Origin of the sequence: Streptomyces sp. P9-2B-2 (genome assembly GCF_030406865.1) — a bacterium.
In the GTDB taxonomy this organism is placed as follows: Bacteria; Actinomycetota; Actinomycetes; order Streptomycetales; family Streptomycetaceae; genus Streptomyces; species Streptomyces platensis.
Genome location: NZ_CP129126.1, coordinates 7,280,825 through 7,296,569 on the forward strand (window position 1 = coordinate 7,280,825; position 15,745 = coordinate 7,296,569).

3 protein-coding genes and 1 pseudogene are annotated in these 15,745 nt (G+C 71.8%); all 4 read right to left on the reverse strand.

The window, feature by feature from the left end; all coding sequences use genetic code 11:
• Positions 1 to 44 precede the first annotated feature (44 nt).
• Positions 45 to 3,233 carry an amino acid adenylation domain-containing protein gene (locus QT196_RS32000; RefSeq protein WP_290356184.1) on the reverse strand — a complete coding sequence of 1,063 codons (3,189 nt, stop codon included), beginning with the start codon at positions 3,231 to 3,233 and terminating at the stop codon, positions 45 to 47.
• A complete protein-coding gene (locus QT196_RS32005) occupies positions 3,230 to 8,791 on the reverse strand; it encodes a type I polyketide synthase (RefSeq protein WP_290356185.1) in 5,562 nt (1,853 codons plus the stop codon). Before QT196_RS32005 ends, QT196_RS32000 begins: the two co-directional genes overlap by 4 nt.
• The gene (locus tag QT196_RS32010) at positions 8,788 to 14,745 is read right to left on the reverse strand and encodes a type I polyketide synthase (protein WP_290356186.1); all 5,958 of its coding nucleotides are present in this window, start codon (positions 14,743 to 14,745) and stop codon (positions 8,788 to 8,790) included. The genes QT196_RS32005 and QT196_RS32010 overlap by 4 nt, the downstream gene beginning before the upstream one ends.
• A gap of 118 nt (positions 14,746 to 14,863) precedes the next feature.
• Positions 14,864 to 15,076 (reverse strand): annotated as a pseudogene (locus QT196_RS39440) (acyl carrier protein); the annotation flags it as partial.
• Between the last annotated feature and the right edge of the window lie 669 nt (positions 15,077 to 15,745).

Sequence of the window (15,745 nt, forward strand, 5' to 3'; positions counted from 1 at the left end):
CGCCGGGAATGCGATCGGCGGTTTTCGAGGGAGGCGGACGGGGCTCAGGTCGCCGACGGCTCGGGCACAGAATGCGCCGGGAGCTCGCCAAGCGCGGCTGTGCAGCCGGCGACGGTTCCGCTCTCCAGCACCGTGCGCACGGAGAACTCCACCTGCCATTCCTGGCGTATGCGGGAGGCGATCCGGGTGGCCTTGATGGAGTTGCCGCCCAGGGCGAAGAAGTCCTCGTGCGCGCCGACGCTGTCCAGTCCGAGCGTCTGGGCCCACAGCTCGGCCATCCGGCTCTCCAAGGGGGTGAGCGGCGCCGTCCGTCCGTCGGTCGGCACGCTCCGTCCGGGCTCCGGCAGGGCCGCGTAGTCCAGCTTGCCGTTGGAGGTCAGCGGAAGGGAGTCCAGCGTGACGAAGGAGTTGGGCACCATGTAGTCCGGAAGTGTCGTGCGCAGGAAGAGGCGCCAGTCCTCTGCCGGGCGCTCGTCACCGGGCCGGAGCAACAGGTAGGCCACCAGCCTCTGGTCGGTGTCCTCTCCGCCGAGCCCGGCGCGCACCATGACGGCGGCGTCCTTCACGGTCGGGTGCTCGCGCAGGGCGCTCTCGATCTCGCCCGTCTCGATGCGCAGGCCCCGGATCTTGGCCTGTCCGTCCACCCTGCCGACGAAGTCGAGCCGGCCGTCGGGACGTCTGCGCAGCAGGTCGCCGCTCCGGTAGAGACGGGAGCCGGGGACGCCGGAGAACGGGTTCGCCGGAAAGCGCTCGGCAGTGAGCCGGCGCCGGTTCAGATAGCCACGGCCGACTCCGACACCACCGAGGTAGAGCTCACCCGGGACTCCGTCAGGGACCGGCTGCCCATTGCTGTCGAGCAGGTGTACCTGGATGCCCCGGACCGGCCTGCCGACCGACGGGGGACGCCCGTCCGCCGCGCACTCCTCGACCGTGGCCCAGATGCTCGTCTCCGTGTGCCCGTAGACGTTGAAGATCCGCCGCCCGGTGCACCAGCGGTCGAGCAGCGTGGTGGTTACCGATTCGCCTCCGAGCACGATGGTGCGCAGCCCGGGCAGCCGTGCGGGCGCCTCCAGCGGGAGGGCGGCGAGCGCGGAGGGGGCCATCACCAGGCAGGTGATGCGCTCGCGGGCCAGCAGGTCGACCAGCCCGGGGCCGGGAATGACCTCCTCCTGGGGGGCCAGACACAGGACCGCGCCCGCGCCCAGCGCCAGGAAGACCTCGAAGACCGAGGCGTCGAAACTCGGGGACGCCCACTGCAGCACCCGGTCCTCGGGGCCGGTGCCGAACGCGTCCTGCTGTGCGAGGCAGCTGTTCACCAGGCCGTCGTGGGTGATGAGCGCTCCCTTGGGACGCCCGGTGGACCCTGAGGTGTAGATGACGTACGCGAGGTTGTCCGGCCGGACGCCGCTGGAGACGGGCTCGGTGCTGTGCCGGTCGAGCGCCTCGGTCTGTTCGTCCAGCAGGAGGCTGCGGACGGCGAGCCGGGGCAGTTGCCGCTGTGCCGCGCTGCTGGTCAGCAGCAGGGACAGCTCGGCGTCCCGGCTCATGAAGTCGAGGCGGTCCTCGGGGTAGGCGGGGTCGAGCGGTACGAACGCGCCGCCGGCCTTGAGGACGCCCAGCATCGCGACCACGAGGTCGACCGAGCGGTCCAGGCAGAGCCCGACCCGCGACTCCGGCCCGATGCCGTGCTCCGCCAGGAGATGCGCCAACTGGTTCGCTCGCGCGTCGAGTTGACCGTACGTCAGGGACGTGCCCCGGAAGGTCACCGCCGTCGCGTCCGGGGTGCGTTCCGCACGCTCCTCGAACAGCCGCTGGGCGCACAGGCCGGGTGGCGCCACCGCCTCGCCGGCGCTCGACGCATCGATCCTCTGCCGCTCCTCGCGGGTCAGCAGGGAGATCCGGCCGACCGGGAGCGTGAAGTCGGTGGCCACTGTTTCCAGGATCGTGGCGAAATGGCCCAGCATGCGCTCGACGGCAGCCGCGTCGAAGCGGCTCCTGTCGTAGCCGATGCGCAGGGTGATCTCTTCGTCCGGGATGACGAGAACGGCCAGCGGATAGTTGGTGTGATAGCGGTATTCGCCACCTCGGACGTCGAGTTCGCCGGTACGGCGTCCCAGGTTGCCGATCCGCGGCACGTTGAGGATGGTCATGATGCTGTCGAACAGCGGCGCACCCGGTTCGGCATCGCTCCACTGCTGCACATCCGCCAGGGGGCTGGACAGGAATTCCCTCATCCTCGTCTGCGCGCCCTGGACCTGGGCGCACGACGCGGCGAACGGGCGGTGCGGGGCCGGCCGCACCCGCAACGGCAGCGTGTTGATGAACAGCCCGAGGGTGTCCTCGATCCCGTCCAGCTCGGCCGGCCGGTGCGTCATGGTCATCCCGAACACGACGTCCTGCTGGTCGGTGTACCTGCTGAGCAGCAGGCCCCACGCGGCCTGGAGCACGGTGCCGAGAGTGAGCCGGTGCTCGCGGGCGAGCCGGCGCAGGGCCTCGCCGGTCTCCCGCGCGAGCACCAGCGACACCTCGGGGTTCTCCCGGCCGGTGTCCGAGCCGGTCTCGGCCCGTGCGTTGTCGTCGCCCTCCGGGCCGGTCACGGCCAGCGGGGCCGGCCGGAAGCCCGCCAGTTCGGTGCGCCAGAACTCCTCGGCCCGGCTCATGTCCTGGCGGCGTATCCAGTCGACGTAGTCGTGGTATGGCCGCACGGGCCGGGAGGGCAGCTGCCGGCCCCGCACCAGGTCGTCGTAGGAGGACAGCGCCTCCTCCAGCAGCATCAGCGCCGACCAGGCGTCGAGCAGGATGTGGTGATAGCGGAAGACGAAGAGGTGCCGCTGCTCGGCGACGCGGAGGAGATGCAGCCGGAACAGGGGCGGGCGGTCCAGCTGGAACCCCCGGCGCCGGTCGGTGCGCAGGAAGTCCTCCAGCCGCTCCTGGACGGCGTCGTCGGAGCCGGTGTCCCGCCAGTCGTGCCGCTCGATGTGCGCGGTGCCGGAGGCGCGCACGACCTGAGCGGGCTCGTCGATCTCTTCCCAGTGGTACGAGGACCGCAGAATGGTGTGCCGGTCGACCGCCCGCTGCCACGCCTGTTCCAGGGCCTCGGCGTTCAGATCGCCGTCGAGCGTCTGGATCACCTGGTCGACGTAGAAGGACGTCCCCGGGTCGAGGATGGTGTGGTACAGCAGGCCCTGCTGCAGGGGGGAGAGGGGATGTACCCCCTCGATGCGCGTGGTCATCGGCTCCGCCTTTCTGTGTTGCTGTCGCTGGCCACATCGACGTGTCGTGCCGCGGTGTCGGGCGCCCCGGCCTCGGCGGACCCGATGCGGGACAGCAGCCGCGCCAGGTCGTCCTCGGCCAGGTGCGTGGTGGGAACGGCGGCGCCGCGCGGTGTGTTCGTGGCCGCACCGCTCTCGCCCGGCCCGCTGTCGTCCGGTGTGGGTACGGTCTGCACCGTGGCCGCCAGCTCCGCCACCGTCGGGTGGGTGAAGAGGTCGGCCTCGGTGAGCCGGATGCCCGCCTGCTTGGCCCGGCTGATGATCCGCAGGCTGGTGATGGAGTCGCCTCCCAGGTGGAAGTAGTCGTCCTCGACACCGATGGGGTGGATGCCGAGCAGCACTTCCCAGATGGCCACGAGCCTGGCCTCGGTCTCGTTCCTCGGCGCGAGCGCGGGCCCGAAGCCGGCGGGGCGGTCGTAGACGGACTGTCCGGCCGGGGACGAGATCTCCCCACGCGGACCGCCGCTCCGTCCCGTACCGGCCGCTCGGGCACCGGCCGGCTCACCGGCGTAGACGTACGCGTGCGGGACGCCGGCCCGCAACACGTCCTCCAGCGCCCGGAGCGCGGGGCCCGGTTCCAGCATGCCGAAACCGCTCTCCCGCACCCGGCGTTCGGCGTGTGCGTCAAGGGTCGCGACCATTCCGTCGCCGCTCCACGGCCCCCATGCGACGCTGGTCCCGGGCAGCCCGAGGGACTGCCGGTGGTGGGCGAGGGCGTCGACGAAGGCGTTGCCGGCGGCGTAGCCGCTCTGGCCACGGGAGCCCATGAGGGCGGCCACGGAGGAGTAGAGGACGAAGAAGTCCAGCTTCGCGTCCCGTGTGAGCAGGTGCAGGTTCCACGCACCGCGCGTCTTGGGAGCCATCACCGAGCGCAGCCGCTGAGCGCTCTGCCGCGGGATGCTGCCGTCGTCCAGCACACCGGCCGCGTGGACCACTCCGCGCAGCGGTGGCATGGCGCGTGCCACCTCGGCCAGCACCTGCTGCACGGCCTCGAAGTCTGCGACATCGGCCTGGCGTACGGCAACCTGGACCCCGGCCCGTTTCCACTGGTCGACCGCGCGGGCGGCGGCCTCCGAGGGAGCCCGGCGCCCCATCAGTACGAGATGTCGTGCACCGCCTCGCACCAGCCAGTCGGCCGTGTGCAGACCGAGCGCGCCGAGCCCGCCGGTGATCAGGTAGGTGCCGTCCGGCCGCACCCATTCCCCGGCTGCGGTGGGGCGTTCCGGGAGTGCCGTTCCCGTTGTCCCGGCGACATGCCGTCGGCCGCCGCGGAAGGCGATCCGGTCGTCGCCGTCGGCCGCGAGCGCTTCGGCGCAGAGCGCTTCGGCCTCGTTCCGCACCGCCGGTCCGTCCGGGTCGAGGTCGACGAGTACGCAGCGTACGTCGGGGTTCTCGGCTCCGGCGATGGCCGCCAGGCCCCACAGCGGGGCGTGCACGACCCGGACGGGATGTGCGGAGAGCGACTGCGTTCCGCGGGTCACCACAAGGACCCGTGCGGCACGCCCGGCGCTGCTCAGCTCCTGGAGCACGGTCAGCAGGGCAGCGGAGGCCATTCCCTGGGCCTGCTCAAGGGACTCCGCGGTCGGCTCGTCGTCGGGCTCGTCGAGGCCCGGGAGGAAGGCCACGTTCAACGGGCTGCCGCCGGCCGTGCGTTCCCGTACCAGCGTCCTGAGGTTCGTGTCGTCATGGGCACCGGCCTCGACGACGGTGGCCTCGTGTCCGCGGGTCCGGAGCTGTGCGGCCAGCGCGGAGCCGACGCCGCGACGGTCGGCCAGCACCAGCCACGGGGCGTCGAGCGCGGTTCCGTCACCGGGGACCGGCACGGCGTCCGTGGCTTCCCAGGCGGGCTGCCGGATGACGGCGGTGTCCCGGCGCAGCAGTGCGTCGGCCGGTACGCGGCGCAGCCAGAGACCCTCCATCTCCAGAACCGCGGTGCCCACTTCGTCGCACAGCAGCAGGTCCGCCACGACCGTGTCGCCGTCCGGGCTCTGGTCCGGGCGCTCTTGAACGTGGCACCACAGGGGCGCGGTGGGCGGCGCCGTGTGGAACCTCAGGGCGTCCAGCCGGATGGGAACCCGTACGCCGAGCTCCTCGTCCGGCCGGGTGGCCCAGACCAGGGCGACCACGGCCTGGACACATGAGTCGACCAGTCCGGGAGGCAGCAGGAAGCGACCGTCCCGGTCGTTCTGCTCCGGCGGGAGCATCCGGACCAGGACCTCGCCGGGGTGGCGCGTGACCTCGCTTATGTAACGGAAGCCGGGCCCGAGCTCGGCACCGTTCTCCCGCATCGCGGCGTAGAAATCGGCCCCGCCGAGGCGCTCGCCCGGCCGCCCCGGCAGCTCGTGGTGCGTGGGTGTCCGGACTGCCGTCCCCGGCGCCGGCGAGACGCGCAGCGTTCCCGTGGCATGGGTCGTCCAGGCCCGCTGATCCGTCGTGCCCGCAGGGGCGCTGACCACGCGGAAGGCCCGGGGGGCCGCACCGTCGTCGCCCTCGATGAGCAGCTGTACGTCCCGCTCGGCGTCGTCCACGGTCAACGCCTGAGGGAAAGAGACCCCGTCCAGCAGCGCGCCGGAGCCCGCCCGCCCCTGCACGGCGGCGGAGAGCGTCATGGCCAGGTGGGACGCCGCGGGAACCACCACCGCACCGAAGAGCACGTGGTCGGCCAGGAATGCCGGGGAGTCGGCCGTGAACCGGGTCTGGAACACCGTGTCGCGCAGCGCCGGTGAGCTCAGCCGGGTGCCCGGGAAGACGGACGTGCCCGCCGGGCGGGTGCCGCGCGTGCTCCGGGTGTCCTTCCAGTAACGCTTCCGTTCGAACGGGTAGCTGGGCAGCGGTACCCGGCTTCGGGTGAACCCGGCGTCCACGGCGTGCCAGTTGATGTCGGCGCCGGCCGCGTACAGGCTCCCCAGGGTCTGGAGGATCTGCTGCCAGTCGTCGGTGTGCCGGGACAGGGAGGGCAGCCAGAGCCGGTCCGCGCGGGGGTCCAGGCCCTGCTTGGCGATCAGGCGGGTGAGGACGGGGTCCGGGCCGATCTCGATGGCCGCGTCGAACCGCCGCTCCAGCAGCGTCCGGACGGCGGGGAGGAAGCGGACCGCCTCGCGGGCGTTGCGGTTCCAGTACCCGCCGCGGGCCAAGTCGTCGCCGTGAACCTGCTCACCGGTGACGGTGGAGATGACCGGAACGGTGCCCTTCCGGTGCGCCACGCCGTCCGCCAGGGCGCCGAACGGCTCCAGCATCGGGTCCATGAGCGCGGAGTGGAAGGCGTGCGAGGTGTTGAGCAGACGGGTTCCGACACCGTCCTTGCCCAGTGCGTCGAGCAGGTCCGCCACGCTGTCGGCGGGCCCCGACACCACGGTCTGCAGCGGGCCGTTCACCGCCGCGACGCTCAGCCCCGCGTAGGTCTTGATCAGCGCCGACACGGTCGGCTCGTCCGCGGTGACGACGGCCATCGCGCCGCCGCCCGGCAGCTTCGCCATGAGCAGACCGCGTTCGGCGACCAGCGGCAGCGCGTCCTCCAGCCGCAGGATGCCGGCGGCGCAGGCGGCTGCGAGCTCGCCGACGCTGTGGCCCAGGACGACGGAGGGTGTGATGCCCCACGCCTTCCACAGGGACACCAGCGCATAGGCCACCGCGAAGAGGGCCGGCTGCGCGTACTCGGTGCGGTCGATGAGCGACCGGTCGCCGTCCTGTGCGTAGAGGACCTCGGTCAGCGACCAGCCGTACCGGTCCCGCAGCAGCTCGGCGCAGGTGTCGATCGCCTGCCGGAACACCGGCTGATCGGCGTACAGCCCGGCGCCCATACCGAAGTACTGCGACGCCTGCCCGGTGAAGAGGAACGCGGTGCGGAAGTCGCGGCCGGGGGCGCGGGACGCGGCAGGCGCTCCCGGCGCTTGCCAGGAGGAGAGCTGCGCGGTCAGATCCGCGGTGTCCGACGCGACGAAGAAGGCACGGTGGGCGAAGTGGGCGCGCCCCGTGTTCGCCGAGTGCGCCACGTCCGCGCAGACCGCGTCCGGGTGCCCTTCGAGGTGCAGCCGGTAGCGCTCGACCATGTGCCGCAGGGCGGGCTCGGTCCGGGCCGAAAGCGCGACGGGGTGATGTGACCGGTCCTGCGGAGCGGCCGGCGGCGCGGAGACGGCCGGAGCCTCCTCCACGATCACATGCGCGTTGGTGCCGCCGATCCCGAAGGAGCTGACGCCGGCTGCCCGGGGCCGGTCCCGCCGAGGCCACGGCGTGGCCTCGGTGGGGACGTCGAGCAGGAGATCGTCCCAGGCGATCTGCGGATTGCGGTCCCGCAGGTGGAGATGGGCCGGGATCTCCTCATGGCGCAGCGACAGCACCACCTTCATCAGTCCGGCGATGCCTGCCGCGGCCTCCAGGTGGCCGACGTTCGTCTTCACCGTGCCCATCAGAAGCGGACGGTGCGGGGAGCGTCCTCGCTTGTAGACGGCGCCGAGCGCGTTCGCCTCGATGGGATCGCCGATCGGCGTGCCGGTGCCGTGGGTTTCGACGTAGTCGACGTCGGCCGGCTCCATCCGCCCCGCCTTCAGGGCGCTGCTGATCAGGTCCTGCTGGGCGCTGCCGTTGGGAACCGTCAGCCCGCTGCCGCGTCCCCCGTGGTTGACGGCGGATCCCCGGAGCACCGCGAGCACCGTGTCCCCGGCGGCCCGGGCATCGGAGAGCCGCTTGAGGACGATGATCCCGGCCCCTTCGCCGCGGGAGTAGCCGTCGGCCGAGGCGTCGAAGGCGCGGCTGCGCCCCTCCGGCGACAGTACTCCGGCCTGGGAGAGGTAGACCGTCATGTCCGGGGCGACCATGAGGTGGACGCCCCCGGCGAGCGCGAGATCGCATTCGCCCGAGCGCAGGCTCTGCATCGCCAGATGGACCGTCACCAGGGACGAGGAGCATCCGGTGTCGACGGCGAGGGACGGTCCGCGCACGCCCAGCAGATAGGACAGGCGCCCGGCGGCCGCGCAGAAGAGGTTTCCGGTCCCCATGTGCCCGTCGATCCGTGACAGGTCGGCCGTCTGCAGGAGCTTGTAGTCATCGATCCCGATGCCGACGAACACGCCCGTCTGCGTGCCCTGAAGCGCCGTGGGCGCCTGCCCCATGTGTTCGAGGGCTTCCCAGGCGACCTCCAGCAGCAGCCGGTGCTGGGGGTCGAGGGTCTCCGCCTCCCGAGGGGGAATGCCGAAGAACTCGGCGTCGAAGGTGTCGATGCTGTCGAGGAAACCGCCGCGCTTGGACCGTACGGTGCCCGGCCGGGCCGCTTCGGGGTCGTGCAGCCGCTCGGCGTCCCACCGGCCGGCGGGCACGGTGGACGTCGCGTCCGTCCGGGATCTGAGCAGGTTCCAGAAGGTCTCGGGATCGTTTGCCCCGCCGGGGAAACGGCATCCCATGCCCACTACGGCGATCGGTTCGGGAGCCGGGGCGGCGGGGCGTTGCTGCTGTCGCAACCGCTCTTCCAGCAGGGCCCGTTGGGATGCGGGAAGTGCCGCGATCCGGTCGGCGATGCTACTCATGCGTTCTGGCCCCCTTCGGGCTGGTTCTCCGTGGTGAGCTGGTCCAGATACCGGGCCGCCTCGTCGGCGGTGAGCCGTTCCACCTCGGCCATCAGCTCTTCGACACCGTCCTCGTCGGGCTGTGCCGGGTGGCCCGGGGCCAGCGCCAGCTCGTCGAGCAGGTGGGCGGCGAGCGACGCGCAGGTGGGGTGGTCGAAGGGCAGCGTCCCGGGCAGGGTCAGCCGGTCACCCAGCTCCGCCCGCAGACGGGTCACCAGCTTCAGCTTCATGAGCGAGTCCATGCCGAGCTGGAAGAAGCCGGTTTCGGGGTCCACGGCGTGGTCCGCGGCGAAGCCCGCGATGTCGGCCACCTTGGCGGCCAGGTGAGCGACCAGGTGCTCCATCCGGTCACTCGGGTCGAGCGCGGCCAGCCGGTCGGCCAGGGAGGAAACGGTGTCCTCGTCGTCCCCGGTGTTCTGCGCCCCGGCGGCCGCGGTGTGGACCAGAGCGAGCAGGTCGCGGTTGGCCGTGGGGTGCAGCCAGTCGTGGTAGACGTCCCAGTCGACCGAGAACACACCTACCTGGGGCGCGGACCGGTCCAGCACCCGGTCGAGCAGGCGGGCGCCCTCGTCACGGCGGATGGTCCGGGCTCCGCGCTCGCTCCAGCGGTACCGTGCGGCGGCCGCCGAGTCGGTCATGCCGACGCCTTCCCACGGCCCCCAGTTGACGCTCGTCGCGGGGAGCCCCAGCGCACTGCGGTGGTGGGCCAGGCTGTCCAGGGCGGCGTTCGCCGCCGCGTAGTTGGCCTGCCCCGGGGAGCCGAGGACGGCGACGAACGAGGAGAACAGCACGAAGAGGTCGAGCGGCAGGTCCCGGGTGCAGCGGTCCAGGTGGTGCGCACCGATGACCTTGGGAGCCAGGACGGCCCGGTAACGGTCCCAGTCCTGCTGGAGCAGGGTTCCGTCGTCGAGCACGCCGGCGGCGTGGAAGACACCACGCAGCGGGGGCCGTTGCCGCCCGAACCCGGCGATCACGCGCTCCACGTCTTCGGCCCGGGTGACGTCGGCCTGCACCACGTCCACGGTGGCACCGAGGGAGGTCAGTTCGGCGAGGGTGGCGGCAGCGTCCGCGTCCGGTGCGCGACGGCCCAGCAGCACCAGGTGCCGGGCTCCCTCCGCGACAAGCCACCGGGCGACCACAAGACCCAGCCCCCCGAGTCCGCCGGTGACCAGATAGCCGCCGTCCGGGCGGATCGCGGTCCGCTGCGCGGCCCCGGAGTCCTCCGGGGCGGGGGCCAGCCGCGCCACATGGCGGCTGCCGTCGCGGAACGCCACCTGGTCCTCACCGTCACCGGCGAGGAGCTCCTTCACCAGCGCGTCGGCCGCTGCCGCCGAGCCGGCCTGCCCGGGGGCGAGGTCCACCAGGCCGCCCCACAGCTCGGGGTGCTCCAGCGCGACGACCCGGCCGAAGCCCCACAGCGCGCCCTGGGCCATGTCTGCCTCGGCGGACCACTCGCCCACGGGCTGCGCGCCCGAGGTGACGAGCCACATTCTCGGTACGGAACGCCCTTGCCACGCGGCCAGCCCCTGGACGGTGGCCAGGGCCGGACGGAGGCCGCGTGTCATGGCCTCCTCCGGACCCGCCTCCGGATCCCGACCGGCGAGCAGAAGCACCCCGCGGCACGGAGCGGCCGCTTCCGCAGCGGCCCGCCGCAGCGCCGCCGACAGCTCCTCGGGCTCCGACACGCTGCGGACGAGCGCACACTCCTGCCCGGCCGAGCGAAGGGCCCGCGACACGGAACCGGCGAGTGGTCCCTCCGGATCGTCGGCCAGCACGATCCAACTGCCGGAGCCGGCGGACTTCGCCGGGGTCCCGAGCGGCTTCGCGCGCCAGACGAGGTCGTGCAGCCACCCGTGCGGGGTCCCGGTGCCGGCCGGCGCGAGCCGCTGGAGGAGCTTGGGCAGCAAACCCAGTTCGACGTCCGTCAGGTCGCCCTGGCGGGTGATCTCGTCGGTGACCCGGGACACGTCACCGCGCGCCAGCAGTTCCAGCAGGCTTCCGGTGGCGGCGTCGCGCCGGGTCAGCGGCGCCGGCGTGAGCCAGTGTCGCTCCCGCTGCCACGGATAGTCCGGGGTGGTCACCAGCCGGCCGGGGCGGGAATGTACCGCCTTCCAGTCGGTGGCATACCCGTGGGCCCAGAGGGTGCCGGCCGCCTCACGAACGGCCTGCTGTTCACCGGCTTCCCGGCGCATGGTGGGAACGACGAGGCCCTCCTGGCCGGTCTGCTCCAGGCACTGGGACGTCGGCGCCACGAGAACGGGGTGCGGCCCGAGCTCCACGAACGACCGGTGTCCTTCGGCGGCGAGCGTCTCGACAGCCGCCGAGAACCGCACAGGCTCGGCGATGGTCCGGACCCAGTAGGCGGCGTCGAAGTACGTCCCCGGGCGGAAATCCGCGTCGATGGTGGAGAACAGGGGGATGTCACCCGCCGTTGGCCGGATGTCAGCCAACAGGCGGCCCAGCTCCTCCTGGTACACGCGCATTTGGGGGCTGTGTGAGGGGTAGCCGACGCGGAGCATCCGCCGGAAGACGGCGGGGTCGAGCTCGTCGAGCAGTTCCTGGAGGGCGTGGGTCTCGCCGCTCAGCAGCGTGGTGCGGGGGCCGTTGACGGCGGCGATGGACACCTTGCCCGCCCGGCTGGCCAGCAGGCCCTCGACGTCCCGTTCCCCCAGGCCCACCGCGGCCATCCGGCCCCTGCCGGTGGCCCGCTGGAGTATGCGGCCCCGGTGGAGCGCGACGAGGAGCGCGTCCTCGAACGTGAGGGCCCCGGAGCAGTAGGCGGCCGCGATCTCGCCGGCGCTGTGCCCGATGACCGCGGCGGGCGTGATGCCCCAGGACCGCAGCAGTTCGGCCAGTCCGGCCTGGAGTGCGAACAGGGCGGGCTGAGTGATCTCCGTCTCGTCGATCCGGGACGAGCCCTCCGGCTCCTGGAGCTCGGCGATCAGAGACCAGCCCGCCTTCTCGGCCAGCCAGCGGTCGCACCGCTCGATGACGTCACGGAACACCGGCTCGTGGGCGAACAGCTCACAGCCCATACGGGCGGTGTGCCCGCCCTGGCCCGAGAAGAGGAACACCGGACCGTTCGTCCTGCGCAGGGCGCTGCCGGCCACCAGTCCTTCCGCCGAACCTTCCGCAGCGAACTCTCTTAGCTGCGCGGCGAGTTGCCCGGACGAGGCGAACGACACTGCCGCACGGTGTTCATGGTGGTCGCGCCGGAGGGCCGCGGTGTGGCACAGGTCGTCGAGGTCGATATGCGCCGGCCCGGCGAGGCGGGTCTCCGTATCGCGGGCCAGCTGACGCAGCGCCGGGAGGGAGTGGGCGCTCAGCGGGAGAGTACGGACCCGCCGGTCCTCCGCCACAGGGACGGCGAGCCGGTCCGCCGCCGCGGGGAGCTCGACGAGATGTAGGTCCGCCGAGTAGACGGGGCGCCAGTTGATGTCGCGGCCGGCGCCGTACAGTTCGCCGAGAGTGCTCAGCAGGACCTCGCGGGGATCCCGTCCACGAAGCTGTGAGGCCAGCGACCGGGCCGGCACACCGCGCTCCTCGACGACGGCCTCCACCGAGCTGGTGAGCACGGCGTGCGGGCTGACTTCGAGGAAGTGGTCGTACCCCGCGTCGAGCAGCCGCTCGACCGCCGGGGCGAACAGCACCGGTTCCCGCAGGTTGCGCACCCAGTAGGAGGCGCCGAGCGCCTGCCCGTCGACGAAGTCCGCCGTCACCGAGGACATGACCGGAACCGCGGCCGGTGATGCCTGCACATCGGACAGCGCCTCGCGCAGTTCGGGCAGGAGCGGGTCGCACTGTCCGCTGTGCGACGCGACTCCCATGTTCACGCGCCGGCACCGGACACCGCGCTCGCTCAGCTCCGCCAGGCACGCGTCGAGCGCGATGGCGTCTCCGGAAACGACGGAGCTCCGGGTGCTGTTGGCGCCGGCGGGGTAGAGGCCGGGGCGGTCGGCAAGCAGGCTCTCCACTTCGGCGAAGGGGAGGTCGACCACCGCCACGGCGCCCATACCCTCGATCCGGCTCATCAGCCGGCTGCGCTCACAGACGACCCGTACCGCGTCCTCCAGGCACAGGGCGCCCGCCACATGGGCCGCCGCCACCTCACCCAGGCTGTGCCCCACCACGGCGTCCGGCTGTACGCCCCACGAGCGCCACAGCGCCGCAAGGGCGACCTGCACGGCGAATACGGCCGGCTGCATCACCGTCGTCCCGTCCAGTCGGGACTCGCCGTCCTCGCGGCGCAACTCTTCGACGACGGAAATCCCGGTGCGGGCGTGTATCAGTCGGTCGCATTCCCGCAGTGCCTCGCGGAAGACGGGCTCGGTGTGCAGCAGGTCCCGCCCCATGCCGCACCACTGCGAGCCCTGCCCGGAGAACACGAAGGCGAGACGAGGCGGCTTCCCGACCGCGGAGCCGATGCCACCGGAGGCGATGCCGGCCAATGCGTCCCGCAGCTCGCCCCTGGTGCGGACGGTCGCCGCCGCCCGGTACGGGTGGGAGCTCAGGCGCAGGGCGGCGGTCGCGCACCAGTCCGCGACGGAGCCCGACGGAGCGTCCGCCACCGCGTCGAGCATCGCGCCCGCGGCCTCCCGCAGCGCTTCGGGCGTCCCGGCGGACAGCGGCAGAATCTGTGCGCTGCCGGTGGGCGGCCCTTCCACGATCACATGGCAGTTGGTGCCGCCGAACCCGAAGGAGCTGATCCCCGCCATGGGCCTGGCGTCGCCGGCCGGCCAGTCGGTGAGAGCGGTCGGGACGGCCAGCCGCAACGCGTCGAAGGCGATGTCGGGGTTCGGCCGCTCGTGGTGGAGAGTCGGTGGGATGGAGCGGTGGCGCATCGACAGCGCAACCTTGATCAGTCCGGCGATGCCGGCCGCCGCTTCGAGATGGCCGATGTTGGTCTTCAGCGATCCGACCAGCAGCGGTGCCCCGGCGGGCCGGCCCGCGCCCAGCACCGTGCCGAGCGCGTGCGCCTCGATCGGGTCGCCCAGCCGTGTTCCGGTCCCATGCGCCTCCACGTAGTGGATGCCGTGCGGGTCGACACCGGCCCGTGCACAGGCCGCACGGAGCATGGCTTCCTGCGCCGACGGGTTGGGTGCGGTGAGGCCGTTGCTGGCACCGTCGTTGTTGACTGCGCTGCCACGGATCAGACAGTGGATCCGGTCCCCGTCGGCCAGCGCCGCGGAGAGCGGCTTGAGCACCACGATGCCGCCGCCCTCGCCCCGCACGTATCCGTCGGCGGAGGCGTCGAACGCCGCGGACCGGCCGTGCGGGCTCATCGCTCCGAGCTTCGACATCGCCGCGCTGCTCTCCGGCGCGAGCACCAGGTTGACACCACCGGCGAGCGCCAGGGCGCTCTCACCGGAACGCAGGCTCTGACAGGCCAGGTGCACCGCGACGAGGGACGACGAACAGGCGGTGTTGACACCGATGCTGGGCCCCTGGAGGCCCAGGGTGTACGACACCCGGGCCGGCACGATGCTCGGCTCCTGGCCGGTGGCCGTGTGCTGCTGGATCTCCTCCAGATCGCGCCCGGCGAGCCGTGCGTAATCGCTCCACAAGGTCCCCAGGAACACACCCGTGCTGCCGGCCCGCAGTGACGCGGGCGGGATGCCGGCGTCCTGGAGGGAACTCCAGGCGAGCTCGAGGGCGATCCTCTGCTGGGGATCCATCTGGGCGGCTTCGCGCGGAGAGATCCCGAAGAACTGCGGGTCAAAGGTGTCCACGCCGGACAGGAACCCGCCACGGCGGGTGCTCATCTTCCCCGGCATGGACGGATCCGGGTCGTACAGCGCTTCGGAGTCCCAGCGCTCCGGCGGCACTTCGGTCACCGCGTCGGTCCCGGACCGCAGCAGATCCCAGTACGCCTCCGCATTCGGCGCGCCCGGGAACCGGCACGCGAGACCCACCACGGCTATGGGTTCGTCGGACGGGTACCGCGCTGCCCTCAGCAGGCGTTCCCGCCGTCGTCTGCCCAGCCGTTCTCGCCGGACGTCCCGACGCGTCCTGCTCGCCGGCGAGGGCCTCAGCCAGGTCGGAGATGGTCGGGAAGTGCCAGGCGACAGTGGGGGAGAGCGGCTTACCCAGCTGCACCGACAGCTGCGCGGTCAGGGCGGTCATCCCGGCGGAATCGATGCCCAGATCCCGGAACTGAGTGGCCGTGTCGACCTCACGGACCGCCACCCCCAGCTCTTCTGCGATTTTTTGCCGCAGCCAGCCCGCGATATCACCGGCGGTCTTCATTCAACATCCCCAATTTCATGAAGCGAGACAGCAGCTCTCGATGAATGCGACCCGAGATGAAACGGGCGCCCTGTCCTAAAGAACCTGAATTGCGGGCACACAAAGCCCGAACTGGAAAAAGATCACCTGCACGCCGGCGTAGGCATCGAGGCCGCCAACGAAGATCAACGCATTTCTAGCCTGTGGAGTGGAATTTAGTCAACCTTGGCTGGATGGCGATCCATCCGATCGACCTGGTCAGAATTCTGGGCATGCGAAAGCGCACGAATCCCGCGCGTCGCCGCAACGAAAGAATATGGATCGATCGTCGGCGTCATGGGCCGTGAATGAGGGAGCCTCTTGCGCACCACGTCGCGTCGCACCGCATTTCACTGCGCGGCGCGGCTGCACGGCATGGCAGGGCGTGGCGACAGTGATGAATGGAGGGCGATGATGGATGGTGGCGGCGGGCAACCAAGGCCGGCAGGTGCCGACTTGCTGCTTCGTGCCACGTTCGACTGTGGGTGTGCGTGCGTGTGAGCGCGGGCGGTTGTCGGCCTCAGCGCTACGCCGTCAGCCGGCGGGCGTCCCGCCCCTGGGCGGGCCGAGCGTCGCGAGGTCTTCCCTCAAAGCGAGCCTCGGCGGTTTCGTTATCACACCGACGGTGTTCATTCCTGTATCCCCCGTTCA